The organism is Streptomyces sp. NBC_00876 (genome assembly GCF_045207435.1).
Taxonomy (GTDB): domain Bacteria; phylum Actinomycetota; class Actinomycetes; order Streptomycetales; family Streptomycetaceae; genus Streptomyces.
The window spans coordinates 3072294-3091827 of record NZ_CP108800.1; the positions used below are offsets into that span (position 1 = coordinate 3072294).

Here is a 19534-nt window from a genome sequence, read left to right on the forward strand (position 1 = left end):
ATGATCAAACCCCTGCTCCACGACGACCCCTCACACATCGGCAGCTACCGGCTGGCCGCCCGGCTCGGCAGCGGCGGCATGGGCACGGTCTATCTGGCCCGTACGCCCGGCGGCGCGACCGTCGCCCTCAAGACGGTGCACGCGCACATCGCGGCCGACGCCTCCTTCCGCACCCGGTTCCGGCTGGAGGCCGACGCGGCCCGGGTGATCGGCGGCGTGCACGGCGCCCAGGTCGTCGACGCCGATCCGCTCGCCCAGGTGCCCTGGCTTGCGACGGAGTACGTCCTCGGCCCGCCCCTGGACGACGCGGTCGCCGTGAGCGGCCCCCTGCCCGAGGCCGCCGTACGGGCCGTGGGTGCGGCGCTGTGCGGCGCGCTCGGACAGCTGCACCGCTCCGACGTGGTGCACCGCGACCTGAAGCCGTCCAACGTCATGATCACCGGGTACGGACCCAAGGTCATCGACTTCGGCATCGCCCGCGCCCTCGGCGACGACCGCCTCACCCAGGTGGGCGCGGCCGCCGGAACACCGGCGTTCATGTCCCCGGAACAGGCGGGCGGGCAGGAACACACCCCGGCCGGTGACGTCTTCGCGCTCGCGGGTGTCCTCGTCTTCGCCGCCACCGGCCACGGCCCCTTCGGCAGCGGGCAGCCCGCCGATCTGCTCTACCGCGTCCGGTACGCCGACCCGGACCTGTCCGGGGTACCGGCGGCGCTGGCCCCGGTGCTCGCCCGCGCGCTGTCGAAGGATCCCGCGCTGCGCCCGGACACCGGGGAGCTGGCCGCCGCCCTCCACGACGGGCACGGCGAGTTCGCCGACCACCTTCCCCATCCGCTCCTCTCGGAGATCTCCCGTCGCGCGGCGGAGGTCTGGCAGGTGTGCCCGCCGCGGCTGCCGGCTCCCGAGGAGCCGGCCGTCACCGTCACCTCCGCACCGGCGCCCCGGCGCGCGGGGCCCTCCCGCCGAGGGTTCCTGGTCCTGGCCGGTGCGGCGGGTGCCGGGGCAGTCGCGGGCGGCGGGCTGTGGCTGTGGTCGGGCCGGTCCGCTCCGAAGAGCGCGGCGAAGAACCCGCCGAAGCCGGGCCCGTCCGGTTCCGGCGCCGTCACCTCCCCGCCGGGGCCGTGGGACCTGCTGTGGACCAGCGGCAAGGGGAAGGCCGACGAGGCGATGCCGCCCCTGTTCGTGGACAAGGGCATCGTGGTGAAGACGGGGGGCCAGCTGCGCGGCATCGACCCGGCGGACGGCAGCGAACTCTGGATGTTCTTCCCGACGTTCTTCGAGGGCCGGCCCGTCACCGACGGCTCGTCGCTCTACTGGATCGGCGGCGCGACCTCCGACGACTTCGTGGTCGCCACGGTCGACACGGACACCGGACGGCAGGACCGTACGCTGACCGCGCTGTCGGCCCTGAAGGCGCCGAAGGGTGCGAGCGCCGAGCTCCTCTGCGCCACCGCCGACACCGTGTACCTGACGGCCGGGGACGACAGCGCGGAGACCTTCGACCGGCACCTGTACGCGGTGAACGCGCGGACGGGAAAGCTCCGCTGGCGCACCGCCCTGCGGGACCGGAAGGACGGCTACGGCTACACCGGGGCGTTCGGCAAGGTCATCGGGGACCGGATCGTGGTCGGGCAGACCTCGAACGACCTCATCCTCAGCGCGTTCGACACCGGCTCGGGCAAGGAGCAGTGGCGCACGTCCCTGACGTCGGCGGCCGACAACTTCTCCACCCCGGCGAGCACCGGGGCGCAGCTCGCGCACGACGGTACACACCTCTACCTCGGGTCGACCGTGCTGATGTCGGTCGGTCTGTCCAACGGCACGGTGGTGTGGGAGTTCGGCCGCGACCGCGACTTCGGCGGCGTGGTGAACGGCGACGACCGCTACGGGCCGCCGGCCGTGAAGGACGGTGTGGTGTACGCGGCCGAGGGCGGCCGGGGCATCGTCGCCGTGGAGACCGAACGCGGCGAACTCCTCTGGGACACCGCCGTCCCCGACGGCAGCGCGACCACCGCGGCGGCGCCCCCCGTCGTCTCGGGCAAGTACCTCTACTACGCGGACCAGTCGGGGCTGGGGGCGATCGAGCTGAGCAGCCACGCGTACGTACGCTCGCTGGAGAGCTCGATCCGCAACTTCGTACTCATGCCCGGCAAGGACGTGCTCGTCGGCAACGGCACCTGGCGCGAGGTGGACGCCCTGCGTCTGGGCGGCTGACTTCCGCACCCCCGCACGCTCACGCACCCGCTTCCCGCCCCCTGAGAGGGAACCGTCATGAAACCGCTCGGCCCAGGAGACCCGCTCCGGCTCGGCCCGTACCGTCTGCTCGGTGTGCTCGGCGCGGGCGGGATGGGGAAGGTCTACTTCGGCCAGGACAGCCACGGCAGCCGGGCCGCGGTGAAGTCGCTGCGGCCCGAACTCGCCCACGACGAGCAGCTGGTGCAGCGCTTCGTCCGCGAGGCGCACACGGCTCGCTCCGTCACCGGTCCGGGCGTGGCCCGGGTACTGGACGCACAGGTCGAGGGCGGGCGGCCGTGGATCGCGGCCGAGTTCCTGGCCGGCCCCGACCTGGAACAGGCCGTCGCCGTGCACGGCCCGCTCGACGCCGTGACGGTGCACGTGCTGGCCTCGGCCCTGGCCCGCGCCCTTCAGGAGATCCACGGCGCCGGTCTCGTGCACCGCGACCTCAAGCCCGCGAACATCGTGCTGACGTCGGACGGGCCCCGCATCATCGACTTCGGCATCGCCCGGCCGGAGCACGGGCTCACTCTCACGACCACGGGCCAGATCCCCGTCACACCCGGCTACGGCGCTCCCGAGCAGGTGCTGGGCCACCGGGTGGGCCCGGCCGCCGACATCTTCTCGCTGGGTGCGGTGCTGGTGTACGCGGCGGGCGGGCAACGCGCCTACACGGGCGGTCACGTCGCCGCGGTGCAGTACGAAGTCGTGCACGGGCAGCCGCGGTTGTCGCAGGTGCCCGAGCCGTTGCGGGCGCTCATCGAACCCTGCCTCGCCAAGGAGCCGGGCGCGCGGCCGGGCCCGGAGCAGATCGCCCGCGCGTTCGCACCCCCGCGGCGGTCCGAGAAGGTCTGGCGGCAGGGCGGCCTCGCGGCGCTGATCGGCCGGTACGAGTCCGAGGCGGCCCGCCTCGTCCCGGCCGGCTCCGGCGCCGCGCCGATGGATCAGGGCCGGCGCAGGTTCCTGACCGCGCTCGCCACCGGCGGAGCCGTGCTGGCCGTGGGCGGCGGCACGGCCGCGTGGCGGCTCAAGGACGACTGAGCACGGTCGCCCGCCGGGCGCGGCTCCGGTCGGCCAGCAGTGGCGGAAGGGCGACGCCGACGCAGAGGAGTCCGGCGGCGCACACGGCGAGCGCGAGCCAGAAGGCCCCGCTGTGAGCGTCGTCCGGCGCCTCGGTGGCGGCGGGGGCGGGGGCGGGGGCACCCGCCGCCGGGCCCGCCGGCTCCTGCGAGACCGGCGCGCCCGGCGTCGCGGAGACCGAAGGCCTGGGGGTGGGCGACGCGGTGCGGTAGTCGGGAATCGGGTCCCGGTCGGCCGCCCCCGGGTCGCCCGGGGTCTTCAGCGCGATACGGGGACGCACGGTCCCGTATCCGAGGTAATCGCTGCGCACCGCCCCGTTGTCCGGGGCGCCGGCCGTGTCGATCATGACGCGCAGGACCTGGTTGGCCGTCCACGCGGGGTGCTCGGCCCAGATCAGCGCGGCGGAGGCGGAGGCGATCGCGGTGGCCACCGCGGTGCCCTTGGACCTGCACAGCCCCGAGCCGCCGCCCGAGCAGGCGCTGATGATGTCCTCGCCGGGGGCGCTGAGGTCCACGTTGAGGCCCGCGGCCGCCGTCTTGAGACTAGTCGCGCTCTTGTCGACGGCGCTGACCCCGACGACCCCGGGCGTCGCGGCCGGGTAGCCCACCAGCGGATGGTCGATCGTGTCGTCCCCGACGGCCGCGAAGATCAGTTTGCCCTTGCTCCGGGCGTAGTCCACGGCCGACCGCACCGCCTCGTCGTCGTCGGACGCGGAGAGCGACACGCTGATGATCTTCGCTTGGGAGTCGGCCGCGTATCGGAGGGCCGGGGCGATTCCGGCGTTGATCTCGTCGTCCTGCGCGGCGAGGGTGCCCTCGTCCGTGTCCTGGCCGTCGGAGACCTCCAGCGGGATCACCTTCGCCCCGGGGGCGAGCCCGTACGCGCTGTCCCGGCCGCCGGCCCCCTTGCCGCTACCGGCGATCACGGCGGCGGCGGTGGTGCCGAAGTCGTTGCGCTTGCCCGTGGCCCCCTTGCGGAAGTCCTTGCCGGGCAGCAGCCGGCCGGATAGCTCGGGGACCGCTTCCACCCGGGTGTCGATGAGCGCGACCGTGACGCCCTTCCCGGTGCTGGTCCGCCACATCTCCTGGGCCTTCATCCGGGTGAGGTGCCACTGGTCGGAGAGCACCGTGTCCGCGTGTGCCGGAGCCGTGCCCGCCCCGAGCGCCAGCAGCGCCAGAGCCGTCGCAAGTACGGTCCGGATCGGGCCCGTTCGGGTGCGGGCGGGTTTCGCCGGTCCCCTTGCACCCGGATCGCACGGCAGCACAGCAATCTCCCCCTCGAAGCCTCGGAGATCACTTTAGCCAGCGGCGAGGACCGGGCATTCCCCGGGCTGCGGGAGCGACCCGGAGGACAGCGGCCTTGTGGCGCTCAGGACTTGGGGGTGGCGACGGCCGCCTGGGGCCTGATCGGGAGGCGGTTGACCGGGCGGCCGGTGGCCGAGCGGACCGCCGCGGCCACCGCGGCCGGGGAGGTCACGACCGGGATCGCGGAGGCGGGCTTGGCGCCGAACGGGGCCACCACGTCACGCTCCTCGACGAGCTTGACGATACGGATGTCCGGAGCGTCGAGCGCCGTCGGCAGGGCGTAACCCGTCAGGTCGGGGTGGCGGATGACACCGCGGGCGGTGCGGAGGTTCTCCGTCAGCGCCGTACCGATGCCCTGGGTGATGCCCGCCTCGATCCGGGTCGCCAGCTGGGACGGGTTGAGGACCCGGCCGACGTCCTGGGCGATCGCCATCTCCACGACGCGGACCGCGCCGAGCTCGATGTCGACGTCCACGACCGCGCGGATCGCGCAGAACGCGAGCCCGACGAAGGCGTCGCCCTGGCCCGACTCGTCGAGCGGCTCGGTGGGATGGGGGCGGCACTGGGCGGTGGCCCAGAGCTCCTTGCCGTCCATCGCCTCCGTGACGGTCGTGGAGAGCACCCCGTCGTAACTGGTGATCTTGCCGTCGGCGATCTGGAGCAGTTCGGTGGACATGCCGAACTTGTGGGCCAGCGGCTGGAGCAGCTGGGTGCGGACCATCTTCGCTGCGCGTTCGACCGCTCCGGCGGAGACCCAGGTGTGCCGGCCGTGCGTCGCCGCGCCGGCCGGGGGCTGGTCGGTGTCGACGGCCGCGACGTGGACCTCTTCGATGCCCAGGGTCTCCTGGACGACCTGGCGGGCCAGCGTCGAGAAGCCCTGGCCGGTCTCGACCGCGGCGCAGATGACGGTGGCGACTCCGTCGTGGACCCGGACGGTGGCCGTGGAGACCTCGTCGGTGCCCTCGGCGCCGAGCATGTGGACCATGCCGAGCGCGTACCCGACCCCGCGCCGCACGGCGCCGGGTTCACCCGCGCCTTCCGGGCCGCCGGGCAGCAGCCAGTCGTCCTCCGGGGAGTCCTTGGGCAGCGAGGGCAGCGGGAAGTCCCGTACGGCGTGCAGGAGTTCGGCGACCGGGGCGGGACAGGTCACGGTCTGTCCGGTGGGCAGGATGTCGCCGGTGGACAGGGCGTTGCGCAGCCGCAGTTCGGCCGGGTCGATGCCGAGCTTGCCGGCCAGCTTGTCCATCTGGCCCTCGTACGCGGCGCAGACCTGCATCGCGCCCTCGCCCCGGACATGGCCGGAGGGCGGGTTGTTCGTACGGACCGCCCAGCCCTCGATGAAGGCGTGCGGGACGACGTAGGGACCGCAGGCGAAGGCGACGGCGGCGGCCAGCGACTCGGACGAGGCGTCCGCGTAGGCGCCCGCGTCGAGCAGGATCTGGGCCTCGACCTTGACCAGGCGGCCCTCGGCGTCCGCGTGGTGGCGGTAGCGGAGCAGCGCCGGGTGGCGGTGGGCGTGGCCGAGGAAGGACTCCTCGCGGGTGGCGGCCAGTTTGACCGGGCAGCCGGTGCGCAGGGCGAGCAGGCCGAGCGGGAGCTGGAAGCCGGGGTCCTCGCGGTCGCCGGTGGCGCCGGGCACCCCGGTGACGACGATCTTCACCCGGTCCGGTTCGAGGCCGAAGCAGGCGGCGGCGAGGTCCCGGTCGGTGTGCGGGTCGGTGGAGGCGGTGTAGATCTCCACGCCGCCGTCGGGACGGGGCACGGCGAGTCCGGCCTCGGCCCCGATCGGCGCCGGGTCCTGACGGCCGATCCGGTACAGGCCCTCGACGACGACCTCGCCGGTGATGTCCGGGTCGCCGTAGCGCAGCGGGATGTGGCGGATCAGATTGCCGTCGGGGTGCAGCGGTTCGGCGGCGAACGCCTTCTCCGGGTCGGTGACCGGTTCCAGCACCTCGTACTCGACGGCGATCGCGGCGGCGGCCAGCCGGGCGGTGTCGGGGTGGTCGGCGGCGACGGCGGCGATCGGCTCGCCGTGGTGGCGGACCAGGTCGGAGGCGAAGACGGGGCGGTCGACGACGCGGCGGCCGTAGGACCCTTCGCCGGGGACGTCCTCGTGGGTGACGACCGCGCGCACCCCGGGCATCTCGGCGGCGGCCGAGGTGTCGATGGACAGGATGCGGGCGTGCGGGTGCGGGGAGCGGAGCACGGCGGCCCAGAGCAGTCCCTCGGCCCACAGGTCGGCGGCGTACGGGAAGGTGCCCTCGGTCTTGGCGCGGGCGTCGGCCGGCGGCAGCGAGGCGCCGAGGCCGAGCAGCGGCTGCTCGGTGCCGGGGCCGCCGGGGCCGTCCAGGGAGGGGATGCTGATCGCCGTATGGGTCGCGCCGGCCGCGGTGGCTGCGTCGTTGCTCACGCCGGGCCTCCGTCCTGCAGATGGACCTGCACACTACCGGCGCCCGGGGCCGCCTGGTGCGGGATGCGGGCCTCGTCCGGTTCCGCGGGTTGCGGCGCGGGTGCCGAGGCCGCCTCGGCGGCGGCCTCGCGGCCCGCGATGACCTCGTTCACGGCGTCCAGGACGCCGCGGTAGCCGGAGCAGCGGCAGAGGTTGCCGCAGAGCGCCTGGCGGGTCTCCAGCTCGCTGGGGGCGTGGTTGCCCTCCAGGAGGTCGTGGACGGTCATCGCCATGCCGGGGATGCAGAAGCCGCACTGGACGGCGCCGCACTCGGCCAGGGCCCGCTGGACGTCGGACGGTTCGCCGTCGACGGCCAGGCCCTCGACGGTACGGACCTCGCTGCCCGCCGCCGTGGCCGCGGGGACCAGGCAGGAGGCGACGAGCCGGCCGTCCACCTGGACGTTGCAGGCACCGCACTCGCCCTGTGAGCAGCCGTCCTTGGCGCCGGCCAGGCCGAGCCGCTCGCGCAGCACGTAGAGCAGCGACTCGCCGATCCAGGCGTCGGCGACGGGCCGGTCGGCGCCGTTCACATGCAGCACGTAGGAGGCGGCGGGGTGCTCGCTGGGCAGGTCGAGCGGGGCGGCGGGCGGGGCGTCCTCGGCCGGGTCGGCGAGGGCCGCCGTGTCGGGCTGCTCCGGACCGGCCGGCTGCGGGTCCTGCGGCGGGGCGTCCGGCAGGGCCTCGGGCTCGGCGTCGGGCGTCATGTCCTGCGGGGCGCCATGCGGTTCGGGAGCACCGTCCGCCGGTCCGGCGGGGGCGTCCTCGGCGGCCGGGCCGGTGGGCTCGTCCGCGTCCTCGCCGGGCAGAGCGGCCGTCGCCTCGTCCGGTGCGGGGGCGAGGTCCGTGCCCGGCGGCGTCTGCGCGTGCGCGGGCTCCGGTTCCTGCGTCGCCCACGGCGCGGGCGCACCGCCCGGCAGGGTGGCCGGCGGGGTCCGGTCCGCGTACCGGTCCGCGGCCGGCGCGGGAAGCTCGCCGGAGTCCTCCGAGAGCTCGCCGTCGGCGAAGGGAACCGTCCACTGTCCGGTGTGGCCGGCCTGATCGGCGGGCGCGGCCGCCTCGGTGAAGTTCCAATGACCGGTGGCGGCCGCGGTCCCGCCGTACTGGTCCGGGTGCTGTTGCGGGTACGGCTCCTGGTACTGCTCCGCCTGCTGCCCGGACTGCGGGTGTCCGTAGGCCGTCTGCTGCTGCTGGTTCGGGTCGGGCCAGTGCACCGCGTCGGGCACCGGCTGCCCGCCGTGCTCCTGGAGGCCGTGCTGGTTCTGCCGGCCGTGCTCGTTCTGTGTCTGGACGCCCCAGCTGCCGGTGGCCGCGGGGTCGAGCCCGGCGGCCGGGGTCAGCGGAAGGATCATCGGCGGCACGTATCCCTGGCCGGGTGCGGCCAGCGGGACGTTCGCCAGGTCCTCCGGCGGCAGGTGGACGAAGGCGGTCGCCTCGGCGTCGTACTCGCCGCCCTGCGGGATCGGCTCCCAGCCCCCGTGCTGATCGGCGTGGTCCTCGTTGCTCACGACAGTGCCCTCCCCAGCGCGCGTCGGGCCAGCGCGGCGACGGTGCGCCGCAGGTGCAGTACGGCGGGGGGCAGCGGTGGCGCCTCTCCCCCGTCGGCGGGCGGTGCCTGGTCCGGGATGCAGGCCGCGGCGACGTACTCGCCGAAGGCGGCCAGCGCGTCGGGCGCCAGGCCCCGTTCGCCGTCCCAGTCGATCAGCGAGGCGATCCAGCGTTCGGCCTCCAGCGGCCGCAGCGGCATCGGCGCGATGGCGCCGACCGCGCAGCGCACCCCGCGCCTGGCCGGGTCGAGGACGATCGCGACGGAGGCGGTGGCGCGGCCGGGGCCGGTGCGCCCGGTCGCCTTGAGGAACACCTGCGGGGCGTGCAGCAGCGGTACCCGGACGAAGCCGATCAGTTCGGCGGGCTCCAGCATCTCGCGGCCGGCCAGCAGGTGCGAGACCGGGATCTCGCGGCGGGCGCCGCCGGGGCCCGCGATGACCAGCTCGGCCTCCAGTGCGGCGAGCACCGGCAGGGCGTCGCCGGTCGGGGCGGCGGTGGCGATGTTGCCGCCGAGCGTGCCGGCGTTGCGGATCTGGGGCGGTCCCGCGGCGCGCGCGGACGCGGCGAGCGCGGGGATGAGGGCGGCGAAGTCGGGCCGCCCCATGCGTGCGTGGGTGAGGCCGGCGCCCAGCAGGGCGTGGCCGTCCTGGTAGTGCCAGCCGCGGAGCTCACTGATCCGGCCCAGGCCGACGAGTCCGGAGGGGCGCAGGAGCCCCTTGTTGACGGCTGCCATGAGGTCCGTGCCGCCTGCCACGGGGACGGCGGCGGGCATGGCGCCGAGTGCCGCCACTGCCTCGTCCAGCGAGGCCGGCAGTGTGACGGACTGCGTCGCCTGCGGTGCGTGCGTGGTCAACCCAGCTGCCCCTTCCCGGTGTCCCGGCTGTCCCGCCTGTTTCGCCGTACGGTACGTGTTCAAAGCCCGGACGTGGCAACTCTGGCACATCTTCGGACCGGCCCGACGCGAGGGTCCACGAAGGGAGCATCCGTCCCCGGTCAGGTGGATGGTCCCGGTTCGCCACTTCTTCTGCACAGAGTGCGTATTGCCGGTCTTCAGCGGCTTCATGCGCCTTTTCCTGTTCCGGCGGACAGCCGCCGCCGGCCCCGGACGCCTGGCTGAATCCTTGCGCAACGACGCCGCCACCACGGTCCCGGGGACCGTGGTGGCGGCATGTCGTCCCGCGTCCGGACTCACACGTTCGGGGGTGTTCCCTCGATCGGGCGTCCCAGGATGCCGGGGCGCTGCTGCCACGGCAGCGGGCCCCCCGGCGGCCGGTAGGCGACACCGAGCGCGTCGAGCCGGCCGTAGTGCGTGGCCATGCGGCTCTCGAAGGCCGCGAAGTCCCGTTCGGCGGGGGCGGGCAGGGCCGACCAGGCGACCTCGGCGAAGGCCGCGAGACGGGGGAAGACCTGGTAGTCGACGCGGGCCCGGTTCTGCATGACCTCGGTCCAGACATTGGCCTGGGTGCCGAGGATGTGACGGGCCGCCTCCTCGCCGAGGCCCGGCGGCACGGGCTCGAATCGGTAGACGTCCTCCAGGGTGCGGACGTAACCGATGGGCATCGGCTCGTCGGGGCCGCCGTCCTGACGGTGGTCCAGATACACCTGCTGCTCGGGGCACATCACCACGTCGTGCCCGGCCTCGGCGGCCGCGATGCCGCCCGCGTACCCGCGCCACGAGGAGACCGCGGCGCCGTCGGCGAGGCCGCCCTCCAGGATCTCGTCCCAGCCGATGAGGCGGCGGCCGCGAGCGGTGAGCCAGGTGTCGAAGTGGCGGATGAACCAGGACTGCAGCTCGTCCTCGTCGGCGAGGCCCAGTTCCTTGATACGGGCCTGGGCGGCCGGCGACTGCTTCCACTGGTCCTTGGGGCACTCGTCGCCGCCGACGTGGATGAACGGCGAGGTGGTGGCCGGGAAGAGCTCCAGGAGCTCCTCGAAGACGCCCTCGAAGAAGCGCAGGGTGCGCTCGGTGGGGGCCAGCACGTTCGGGCTGACGCCCCAGTTGTCCCAGACGGTCAGGGCCGAGGTGTCGACGACGTCGGTGTTGCCCAGCTCCGGGTAGGCCGTGATGGTGGCCTGCGAGTGGCCCGGGATGTCGATCTCGGGGACGACCCGGATGTGCCGCTCGGCGGCGTACGCCACGATCTCGCGGATGTCGTCCTGCGTGTAGTAGCCCCCGTGCGGGGTCTCGTCCCAGAGCTCGGAGGCCCGGTGGCCGTACTTGGTGCGCGAGCGCCATGCGCCCACCTCGGTCAGGCGCGGGTAGCGCTTGATCTCGACGCGCCAGCCCTGGTCGTCGGTGAGGTGGAAGTGGAAGACGTTCAGCTTGTGGGCGGCCAGCAGGTCGAGGTAGCGCAGCACGTCGGCCTTGGGCAGGAAGTGCCGGGACACGTCGAGCATGAGGCCGCGCCAGCCGAAGCGGGGACGGTCCTCGATGTCCGTGAACCCGAAGCCGGCCGGGACTGCGCCGTTGGCCGGCGCCTGGCGGAAGGCCTGCGCTCCCAGCAGCTGACGCAGCGTCTGGGCGCCCCAGAAGACCCCGGCGGGCCCGCCGCCGGTGAGGGCGACACCCTCGTCGGGCAGCGTGGTCAGCCGGTACTCCTCGGGCGCCAGGGACGCGTCGGTGAGCAGCCGTATCGCGCGCGGGGCACCCTCGGCGCCCGGCGCGAGCGGCAGGCCGAAGGCCGCGCCGAGCGTGGTGCGCAGCCAGCGCTCGGTGGTCTCGGTGCCTGGGGCCGCCGTGATGATGGTGGACGCATCCAGTACGAATCCGCACCGGCCCTGGCCGCCGGCGCGCACGGGTGCCGGGATCAGATCCATGTTCATGACGTCAGTCCTTAATCGCTCCGCCCAGTCCTGAGACCAGGCGTCGCTGTACGAGTACGAAGAAGACCAGCACGGGCACGGTCATCACCGTCGAGGCTGCCATGATCCCTCCCCAGTCGTTCTCATCGGGTTTGAAGAAGACCAGCAGCGCCATCGGGAGCGTCGACCGGGAGGTGTCGCTGATGATGAACGACTTCGCGAAGAGGAAGTCGTTCCAGGTCGTGATGAACGAGAAGACGCTGGTCGCCACCAGCCCCGGGAGGACCAGCGGGAAGAGGATCTGCCACAGGAAGCGGGTGCGGCTCGCCCCGTCGATGTACGCCGCCTCCTCCAGCGCCTCCGGGACGGCCCCGACGAAGCCGCGCAGCATCCAGATCGCGAACGGCAGCGAGAGGGCGAGGTGCGGCAGGATCAGCGAGCCGAGCGTGTTGAGCTGACCGAAGTCCCGCATCAGGAAGAACAGCGGGATGGTCAGCGCCTCGACCGGAACCATCTGCGCGACCAGGAACATGATCAGCAGCGTGGTCCGGAAGCGGAATCTGAAGCGGGTCACCGCCGTCGCCGCCAGGAACGCGATCAGCGCGGACGCGACGACCACCGTGCCGGCGACGGTCAGGCTGTTGAGGAAGTAGCGCCCGAAGTCCTCCTGCTGGAACACCCGGCGGAAGGAGTCCAGGGACGGCGACAGCGTCCAGGGCCTGGGGTGTGCGGACTGGACCTCGCCCGCCGGTTTGAGTGCGGAGAGCACCATCCAGTACAGCGGGAAGGCTACGGCGGCGGCGATCAGCAGGGCCGCCGCCTCGGCGGCGAGCCTGCCGGGCCGGCGTACACGCCACAGGGATGACAGGCTCACAGTTCCTCCCCCTGGCGCCGCATCAGGCGCAGATGGACCAGCGTGACGGCCAGCAGGATCACCAGCATCACGACGCCGATGGCGGAGCCGAGGCCGTACTGCGAGGACGCGAACGCCTTCTGGTACGCGTACACGTTGAGCACCAGGTTCTGGCCGGCGATGCCGCCGCCGTTGGTCATGACGTAGATCTGGGTGAAGACCTTGAAGTCCCAGATCACCGACTGGATCGTGACGACGACCAGGATCGGCCGCAGCATCGGCGCCATGACCGACCGCCAGATCCGCCACTGCGAGGCGCCGTCCAGCGCGGCCGCCTCCAGCACCTCGGCGGGGATCGCCCGGATGCCCGCGTACACCGTCACCATCACGAACGGGAACGAGCACCACAGCACTTCGAGGAGCACCAGCGCGAAGGCGCTGTAGCGCCCGTACGTCCAGGAGAAGTCGCCGAGCCCCAGCACCCGGTTGACCGGACCGAAGTCGGCGTCGAAGAGGAAGACCCAGACGGTCGATCCGGTGATCGCGGGCGTCGCCCAGGCGCCGAGCGCGGCCAGCATGAGCACGAACCTGGGCACGGCCCGCACCCGGGTCAGCAGCACGGCCAGCGCGCAGCCGGTCAGCAGGGTGGCCACGACGCAGGCGGCGGCGAAGACCACGGTGGACAGCAGCACCTGCCGGAACTGGCTGTCCCCGAAGAGCGTCGCGTAGTTGCCCAGTCCCTGGAAGGTGGCCGGCTCGCCGCCGCTCACCTGGGCCTGGGTGTACTCCAGGAAGGAGATCAGGCCGAGTTGGTAGATCGGGTAGACCAGCAGCCCGCCCAGGAGCACGAGCGCGGGCAGCAGATAGAGCCAGGGGGTCCAGCCGGACCGCCGGGCGGGCGAGGCCCGGCGGCGGAGCGGACGGGGAGGGGGACCGTCCGCTCCGGGCGTGCGGGGCGCCTTGTACGCCGTACTGTTCGCCGTCATCGTCAGCCCGCGTCGGCGAACGCCGCGTCCATCTTCTTCGCCGCGTCGTCCGAGGCCTTCGCCACGTCCTTACGGCCGCTGACGATCTCCTGGAACATCGTCGGCAGGATCAGCGAGGAGTCGATCTGCCCCCAGGCCGGTGACGCCGGAACGAACTCGGCACCCGCGCCGAGCGTCCTGACGAACGGTTCGACGAACGGCTCCCGCTTCGCGGCCTCGGCCCGTACGTCCGTGTACGTCGGCAGGAAGCCCATCGCGTCGAACATCTTCGCCTGGGTCCGCTTGCCGGTCAGCGCCTTCATCAGGCCGACGGCCAGGGTGCGGTGCCTGCTGCTCCTCAGTACGCCGATGTTGTTGCCGCCCGCGAACGCCGGGGCGACGGAGCCCTCGGCCACGCCCGGCAGCGGCACCACCGCGTACTTCCCCTTCACCGTGCCCGCCTCGACGGCGGCGTGGCTGAAGTCGCCGCCGATGGCCATGGCGGCCTTGCCGGAGGCGAAGGCGGTGACGGTCGCGTTGCCGCCCATGGCGGCGCACTTGGCGGCCGGGCAGTTGGTGTCGCCGAAGAGCGAGGTGTAGGCCGCGATGCCCTTGCGGGCCTTCTCGCTGTTGATGGCCGACTTGTACGCGGAACCGCTCCCCTCGGCCAGTTTCCCGCCGTTGGCCCAGATGAACGGCATCGCTCCGTAGGTGTACGCGCCGCCGACCGCGAGTCCGTACAGGTCCGGCCTCTTCTTGTGGATCTTCCGTGCGGTGGAGATCAGTCCGGCCTGGGACCTGGGCGCCGGGATCCCCAGCTCCTCGAAGACGTCGGTGCGGTAGTACAGCGCCCGTACGCCGACGAAGAGCGGGGCGCCGTAGACCTTGCCGCCGACGGTCACGGACTGCCGGGCGGTCGGGTCGGTGTCCTCGGCGTCGTCCCAGGCGTCGAACTCCGCGCCCACATCGGCCAGTCCGCCGTCCTTGACGTAGCCGGCGGTGTCCGTGTTGCCGTACTCGATGAGGTCGGGGGCGCTCCCGGGGTCGTTGAAGGCGGCCTTGACGCGCTGGGCGCGGGTCTCGACCGGTATGTACTCGATCTCGACCTTCGCGCCCTTGTGGGCCTCGCGGAAGCCGGCGACCGCGGCGTCGACGACCTTCTCCTTGGGCTTGTTGCCGACCTCCTGGAACAGCCAGACGCGTAACGTGCCGGTCTTCTCGTCCCCCTTGGCGCCGGTGTCGGAGGTCTGCGGCGCACAGGCGGTGGCGGTGAGACCCGCCAGGACGAGCGCCGCGGCCGGGACGGCAATTCGGGCAGAAAGCTTCATCCGGAACCCCTACCGGTAGGCGTTGCACCATGTGCAACGCTCGTTTCGTTCTGCACAACTTGCAGGAGAGTAGGTCCGGACCAGGGCGCCGACAAGTGGTCTCAACCACTCTGTGACGCGCGGACGCAGCCAGTGCAACGCCGCCGCGCACACATGACGAAGAACCCCCGGGGCACGCTGCCGCGTGCCCCGGGGGTTCTCCCGGGCCGTTCCGTTGTGCGGGTGGGGCTACTTCTTGTCCTTGCCGCCCTTGCCCTTGTCCTTGTCGCCGCCGGCGCCCATGGACTCGTAGATCTCCTTGCACATGGGGCACACCGGGTACTTCTTGGGGTCGCGCCCCGGTACCCAGACCTTGCCGCACAGCGCGACCACGGGAGTGCCCTCCAGGGCGCTCGCCATGATCTTGTCCTTCTGGACGTAATGGGCGTAGCGCTCGTGGTCGCCGTCGCCGTTCGACACCTGCGGCGTCGGCTCCACGAGGGTTCCGGTACCTGCCCCGCGCTCGGGCTCAAGAGTGCTCATAACCGCCAAGCGTACTGAAAGCCGGGCCATCAGTTGAGCGAAGGGTCGTCCGGATAGGTGGCGATCATGGCCAGTTCGCTGCGCTGGCGGCGCAGGACGGCCCGCCAGAGGCTCTCCGGCCGCGGCGAGGACACGTCCCCGGGCTCCGACTCGACGACGTACCAGGCGCCTTCCGACAGCTCCGTCTCCAGCTGTCCCGGACCCCAGCCGGCGTACCCGGCGAAGATCCGCAGCGAGCCGAGCGCCGCGGCCAGCAGCTCCGGGGGCGCCTCCAGGTCGACCAGGCCGATCGCCCCGTACACCCGGCGCCAGCCCAGCGGACCCTCGTCGCCGGGGATCACCGCCACGCCGAGCGCCGAGTCGAGCGAGACGGGTCCGCCCTGGAAGACGACGTCCGGCTCACCGGTCAGTTCCGCCCAGGACGCGAGGATGTCGCCGACACCGACCGGCGTCGGGCGGTTCAGGACAACGCCGAGTGAGCCCTCCTCGTCGTGGTCGAGGAGCAGCACCACCGCGCGGTCGAAATTCGGGTCCGCGAGGGCGGGTGTGGCCACGAGCAGTCGCCCTGTGAGCGAGGACACCTCGGTCATGGCAGAAATGATCCCGCATCTTCGGCCTTCGCGGGGGCCAAGTGACCCGGTCGTCGCGCAGGGTGCCCGAGCGCAGCTCAGGGCGCACGGGTGCACAAGGAGCGCACAGCCGGGCCGTCCATCCGGACGGTAACCCTCCGCAAGATGTGGCCACAGAGCGTGTTGTGGCGGATTCATGACGTTCGTACTCCCCCCGTTCTCTTACGGAAGGGGGGTGCCGGGCCATTACCCTTTCGGTTGGCCCCCTGCCCGACCACTCCGGAACGCGAGATTCATGACCGGCACAGACGATGTCCTGCTTGTCCACGGCGGAACCCCGCTGGAGGGCGAGATCCGCGTCCGAGGCGCCAAGAACCTGGTGCCGAAGGCGATGGTCGCCGCGCTGCTCGGCAGCGGGCCCAGCCGGCTGCGCAACGTGCCCGACATCCGTGACGTGCGGGTGGTGCGCGGGCTGCTCCAGCTGCACGGCGTGACGGTCCGTCCGGGTGACGAACCGGGTGAGCTGGTCCTGGACCCCACCCATGTCGAGAGCGCGAACGTCGCCGACATCGACGCCCACGCGGGCTCGTCGCGCATCCCGATCCTCTTCTGCGGCCCGCTGCTGCACCGGCTGGGGCACGCGTTCATCCCCGGCCTCGGCGGCTGCGACATCGGCGGCCGGCCGATCGACTTCCACTTCGACGTGCTGCGCCAGTTCGGCGCGACGATCGAGAAGCGGGCGGACGGCCAGTACCTGGAGGCCCCGCAGCGGCTGCGCGGCACCAAGATCCGGCTGCCGTACCCGTCGGTGGGCTCCACCGAGCAGGTGCTGCTGACCGCGGTGCTCGCCGAGGGTGTCACCGAGCTGTCCAACGCGGCCGTGGAGCCGGAGATCGAGGACCTCATCTGCGTACTGCAGAAGATGGGCGCGATCATCTCCATGGACACCGACCGGACCATCCGGATCACCGGTGTCGACCGGCTCGACGGCTATACGCACCGGGCCCTCCCGGACCGCCTGGAGGCCGCCTCCTGGGCGTCCGCCGCGCTGGCGACCGAGGGCAACATCTACGTCCGCGGCGCCCAGCAGCGTTCGATGATGACGTTCCTGAACACCTTCCGCCGGGTCGGCGGCGCCTTCGAGATCGACGACGAGGGCATCCGCTTCTGGCACCCGGGCGGCGCGCTGAACGCCATCGCGCTGGAGACGGACGTGCACCCCGGCTTCCAGACCGACTGGCAGCAGCCGCTGGTCGTGGCGCTGACGCAGGCCGCGGGCCTGTCGATCGTCCACGAGACGGTGTACGAGTCCCGGCTCGGCTTCACCTCGGCGCTCAACCAGATGGGCGCGCACATCCAGCTCTACCGCGAGTGCCTGGGCGGCAGCGACTGCCGCTTCGGCCAGCGCAACTTCCTGCACTCCGCGGTCGTCTCCGGGCCGACGAAGCTCCAGGGCGCGGATCTGGTCATCCCGGACCTGCGCGGCGGTTTCTCGTACCTGATCGCCGCGCTGGCGGCCCAGGGAACGTCCCGGGTGCACGGGATCGACCTGATCAACCGGGGCTACGAGAACTTCATGGACAAGCTGGAGAAGCTCGGCGCCAAGGTCGAGCTGCCGGGCGGTTCACTCGTCTGAGAGCCGGTTCCCGGGGGCGGCACGCCTCCGGGAACCGGCCCGGTGCCCGTCACAGAGGCCCAGAACGGCTCTGTGCGGCCCGAACGCCGAAGGGCGGCCACCCTGGTCGGGTGACCGCCCTTCGTCGTGCCCAGGGGTGTTACTTGCCCTTGGCGGCTTCCTTGAGCTTCGAGCCCGCGGAGACCTTCACGCTGTAGCCGGCCGGGATGTTGATCGGGTCGCCGGTCTGCGGGTTACGAGCGGTGCGAGCGGCACGGTGGGTGCGCTCGAAGGTCAGGAAACCGGGGATGGTGACCTTCTCGTCGCCCTTGGCGACGATCTCACCGACGGTCTCGGCGAGCGCGGCCAGCACGGCGTCGGCGTCCTTGCGAGTCACCTCGGCGCGGTCGGCCAGGGCGGCCACCAGCTCACTGCGGTTCATTTCGTTACTCCCGTGTTCTTCTTGCCTGTGAGGCGTGAGATCGAAGCCGATGCTGCCAGGGCCCTCGGACAGTCCCCGGACCCGGGTCCGTTTTTTAGACCTTCGCGCCCCGTGGGGTCTCCCCCGGACGAAGTCCTTGGGAAAGCATCCTGCCCCCACCTGCGGCGGGAAAGCCAATCCGGCACCCTCCGGAGTCACACGAAATGCACCACTGCCTCGTCGTGGTGACGTCTCGTCGACTCCCCGAAAGCGGTCCGCGACGGATGCGGGGCTCCGCGGGACGCGTCGCCCGCCCACCCTAAAGGGGCGTTTGGGGCGCCGCGACCCGCGACGCGCCGGACATCAGATGGACGTGGAACCCGTCACAGCGGCGCCCGCGGCCCTGGCGGCCTCGCGGACCGCTCCGGCGACCGCACCGGCGACCTTGTCGTTGAAGACCGACGGGATGATGTAGTTCGCGTTCACCTCGTCCTCGGCGACGACGCCGGCCAGGGCGCGCGCGGCGGCGAGCATCATGTCCGTGTTGACGGCCCGGGACTGGGCGTCCAGGAGGCCGCGGAAGACCCCGGGGAAGACCAGCACGTTGTTGATCTGGTTGGGGAAGTCCGAGCGGCCGGTGGCCACGACCGCCGCGGTCAGACGCGCGATCGCCGGGTCGACCTCGGGGTCCGGGTTCGCAAGCGCGAACACGATCGCACCGTCCGCCATGGCCGCGACGTCGTCGCCGTCCAGCACGTTCGGGGCCGAGACGCCGATGAAGACGTCGGCGCCCACGACGGCCTGCTTGAGGGTGCCCGTGACGGACTCCGGGTTGGTGTTGTCGGCGATCCAGCGCAGCGGCGAGTCGGCGTCGGCGGAGACCAGGTCCTCGCGGCCGGCGTGCACCACACCGTGGATGTCGGCGACGACCGCGTGCTTGACGCCCGCGGCGATGAGCAGCTTCAGGATGGCCGTACCGGCCGCTCCGGCGCCGGACATCACGACCCGCACGTCCCCGATGCCCTTGCCCACCACGCGCAGCGCGTTGGTCAGGGCGGCCAGGACGACGATGGCGGTGCCGTGCTGGTCGTCGTGGAAGACCGGGATGTCCAGGGCCTCGCGCAGCCGGGCCTCGATCTCGAAGCAGCGCGGCGCGGAGATGTCCTCCAGGTTGATGCCCGCGAACCCGGGGGCGATCGCCTTGACGATCTCGACGATGGCGTCGGTGTCCTGGGTGTCCAGGCAGATGGGCCAGGCGTCGATGCCGGCGAAGCGCTTGAAGAGGGCCGCCTTGCCCTCCATGACCGGCAGGGCGGCCATCGGGCCGATGTTGCCGAGGCCGAGCACCGCCGAGCCGTCCGTCACGACTGCGACGGAGTTGCGCTTGATGGTGAGGCGGCGGGCGTCCTCGGGGTTCTCGGCGATCGCCATGCAGACCCGGGCCACACCCGGGGTGTAGATCATCGAGAGGTCGTCACGGTTGCGGATGGGATGCTTCGACTGCATCTCGATCTTGCCGCCGAGGTGCATGAGGAACGTACGGTCGGAGACCTTGCCGAGGACGACGCCCTCGATGTCACGCAGACCTTCGACGATCTCATCGGCGTGCGAGGTGGAGGATGCGGCGATCGTGACGTCGATCCGCAGCTTCTCGTGGCCGGAAGCGGTCACATCGAGGCCGGTGACCGAACCGCCGGAGGACTCCACGGCCGTGGTGAGCTGGGAGACCGCTGTGCCGCTCGCGGGCACCTCCAGCCTGACCGTCATCGAGTACGAGACGCTGGGCGCCGTTGCCATGGCCGAGTCCTTCGCTTTCCTTAGCTTCATTGCTATACGGCCGGAACTG

Annotated in this window: 14 protein-coding genes and 1 pseudogene; 3 read left to right on the forward strand and 12 right to left on the reverse strand. The window is 72.3% G+C overall.

From position 1 onward, the window contains the following. Together OG782_RS13470 and OG782_RS13475 are read left to right on the forward strand one after the other, a co-directional pair. Positions 1–2214: a protein kinase domain-containing protein gene (locus OG782_RS13470; protein WP_406450631.1), complete on the forward strand. Its 2214-nt coding sequence runs from the start codon at positions 1–3 to the stop codon at positions 2212–2214. Between the two features lie 57 nt (positions 2215–2271). Continuing rightward, positions 2272–3264 (forward strand): annotated as a pseudogene (locus tag OG782_RS13475) (serine/threonine-protein kinase); the annotation flags it as partial. On the opposite strand, the gene OG782_RS13480 reads toward OG782_RS13475, so the two are convergent. The 10 genes from OG782_RS13480 to OG782_RS13525 form a co-directional block, all read right to left on the reverse strand. Then, complete coding sequence (locus tag OG782_RS13480; RefSeq protein ID WP_406450633.1) at positions 3263–4441, reverse strand: S8 family serine peptidase; 1179 nt, start codon at positions 4439–4441, stop codon at positions 3263–3265. The pseudogene OG782_RS13475 and the gene OG782_RS13480 sit on opposite strands and share 2 nt — an antisense overlap. Positions 4442–4683: 242 nt before the next feature. After that, entirely contained in the window at positions 4684–7029 is a 2346-nt protein-coding gene (locus OG782_RS13485) for a xanthine dehydrogenase family protein molybdopterin-binding subunit (protein ID WP_406450635.1), read from the reverse strand. Further along, complete coding sequence (locus tag OG782_RS13490; RefSeq protein ID WP_406450637.1) at positions 7026–8573, reverse strand: 2Fe-2S iron-sulfur cluster-binding protein; 1548 nt, start codon at positions 8571–8573, stop codon at positions 7026–7028. The genes OG782_RS13485 and OG782_RS13490 overlap by 4 nt, the downstream gene beginning before the upstream one ends. Beyond that, positions 8570–9466 (reverse strand): FAD binding domain-containing protein, encoded by an 897-nt coding sequence (locus OG782_RS13495; RefSeq protein WP_399308996.1) that lies wholly within the window; start codon positions 9464–9466, stop codon positions 8570–8572. Before OG782_RS13495 ends, OG782_RS13490 begins: the two co-directional genes overlap by 4 nt. A gap of 335 nt (positions 9467–9801) precedes the next feature. Further along, positions 9802–11436, reverse strand: a complete 1635-nt coding sequence (locus OG782_RS13500) for a beta-N-acetylhexosaminidase (protein WP_406450639.1) — start codon at positions 11434–11436, stop codon at positions 9802–9804. A gap of 4 nt (positions 11437–11440) precedes the next feature. Continuing rightward, positions 11441–12289, reverse strand: coding sequence for a carbohydrate ABC transporter permease (locus OG782_RS13505; protein WP_406450641.1), 849 nt, complete (start codon positions 12287–12289; stop codon positions 11441–11443). Continuing rightward, the gene (locus OG782_RS13510) at positions 12286–13254 is read right to left on the reverse strand and encodes a carbohydrate ABC transporter permease (protein WP_406450643.1); all 969 of its coding nucleotides are present in this window, start codon (positions 13252–13254) and stop codon (positions 12286–12288) included. The genes OG782_RS13505 and OG782_RS13510 overlap by 4 nt, the downstream gene beginning before the upstream one ends. 2 nt (positions 13255–13256) lie before the next feature. Then, positions 13257–14561 (reverse strand): extracellular solute-binding protein, encoded by a 1305-nt coding sequence (locus OG782_RS13515; protein WP_406450645.1) that lies wholly within the window; start codon positions 14559–14561, stop codon positions 13257–13259. Positions 14562–14789: 228 nt separating this feature from the next. Beyond that, positions 14790–15083 (reverse strand): DUF3039 domain-containing protein, encoded by a 294-nt coding sequence (locus tag OG782_RS13520; RefSeq protein WP_072484142.1) that lies wholly within the window; start codon positions 15081–15083, stop codon positions 14790–14792. A gap of 29 nt (positions 15084–15112) precedes the next feature. Next, positions 15113–15673, reverse strand: a complete 561-nt coding sequence (locus tag OG782_RS13525) for a YqgE/AlgH family protein (protein ID WP_356319237.1) — start codon at positions 15671–15673, stop codon at positions 15113–15115. Positions 15674–15947: 274 nt separating this feature from the next. Here OG782_RS13525 and murA point away from each other — a divergent pair, with 274 nt between their 5' ends. Next, complete coding sequence (gene murA, locus OG782_RS13530; protein WP_406450648.1) at positions 15948–17288, forward strand: UDP-N-acetylglucosamine 1-carboxyvinyltransferase; 1341 nt, start codon at positions 15948–15950, stop codon at positions 17286–17288. Positions 17289–17427: 139 nt separating this feature from the next. Here murA and OG782_RS13535 read toward each other — a convergent pair whose 3' ends face one another. Together OG782_RS13535 and OG782_RS13540 are read right to left on the reverse strand one after the other, a co-directional pair. Beyond that, entirely contained in the window at positions 17428–17709 is a 282-nt protein-coding gene (locus tag OG782_RS13535) for an HU family DNA-binding protein (RefSeq protein WP_003968811.1), read from the reverse strand. 342 nt (positions 17710–18051) lie between these two features. After that, positions 18052–19485, reverse strand: coding sequence for an NAD-dependent malic enzyme (locus OG782_RS13540; protein WP_406450649.1), 1434 nt, complete (start codon positions 19483–19485; stop codon positions 18052–18054). Positions 19486–19534: the final 49 nt, after the last annotated feature.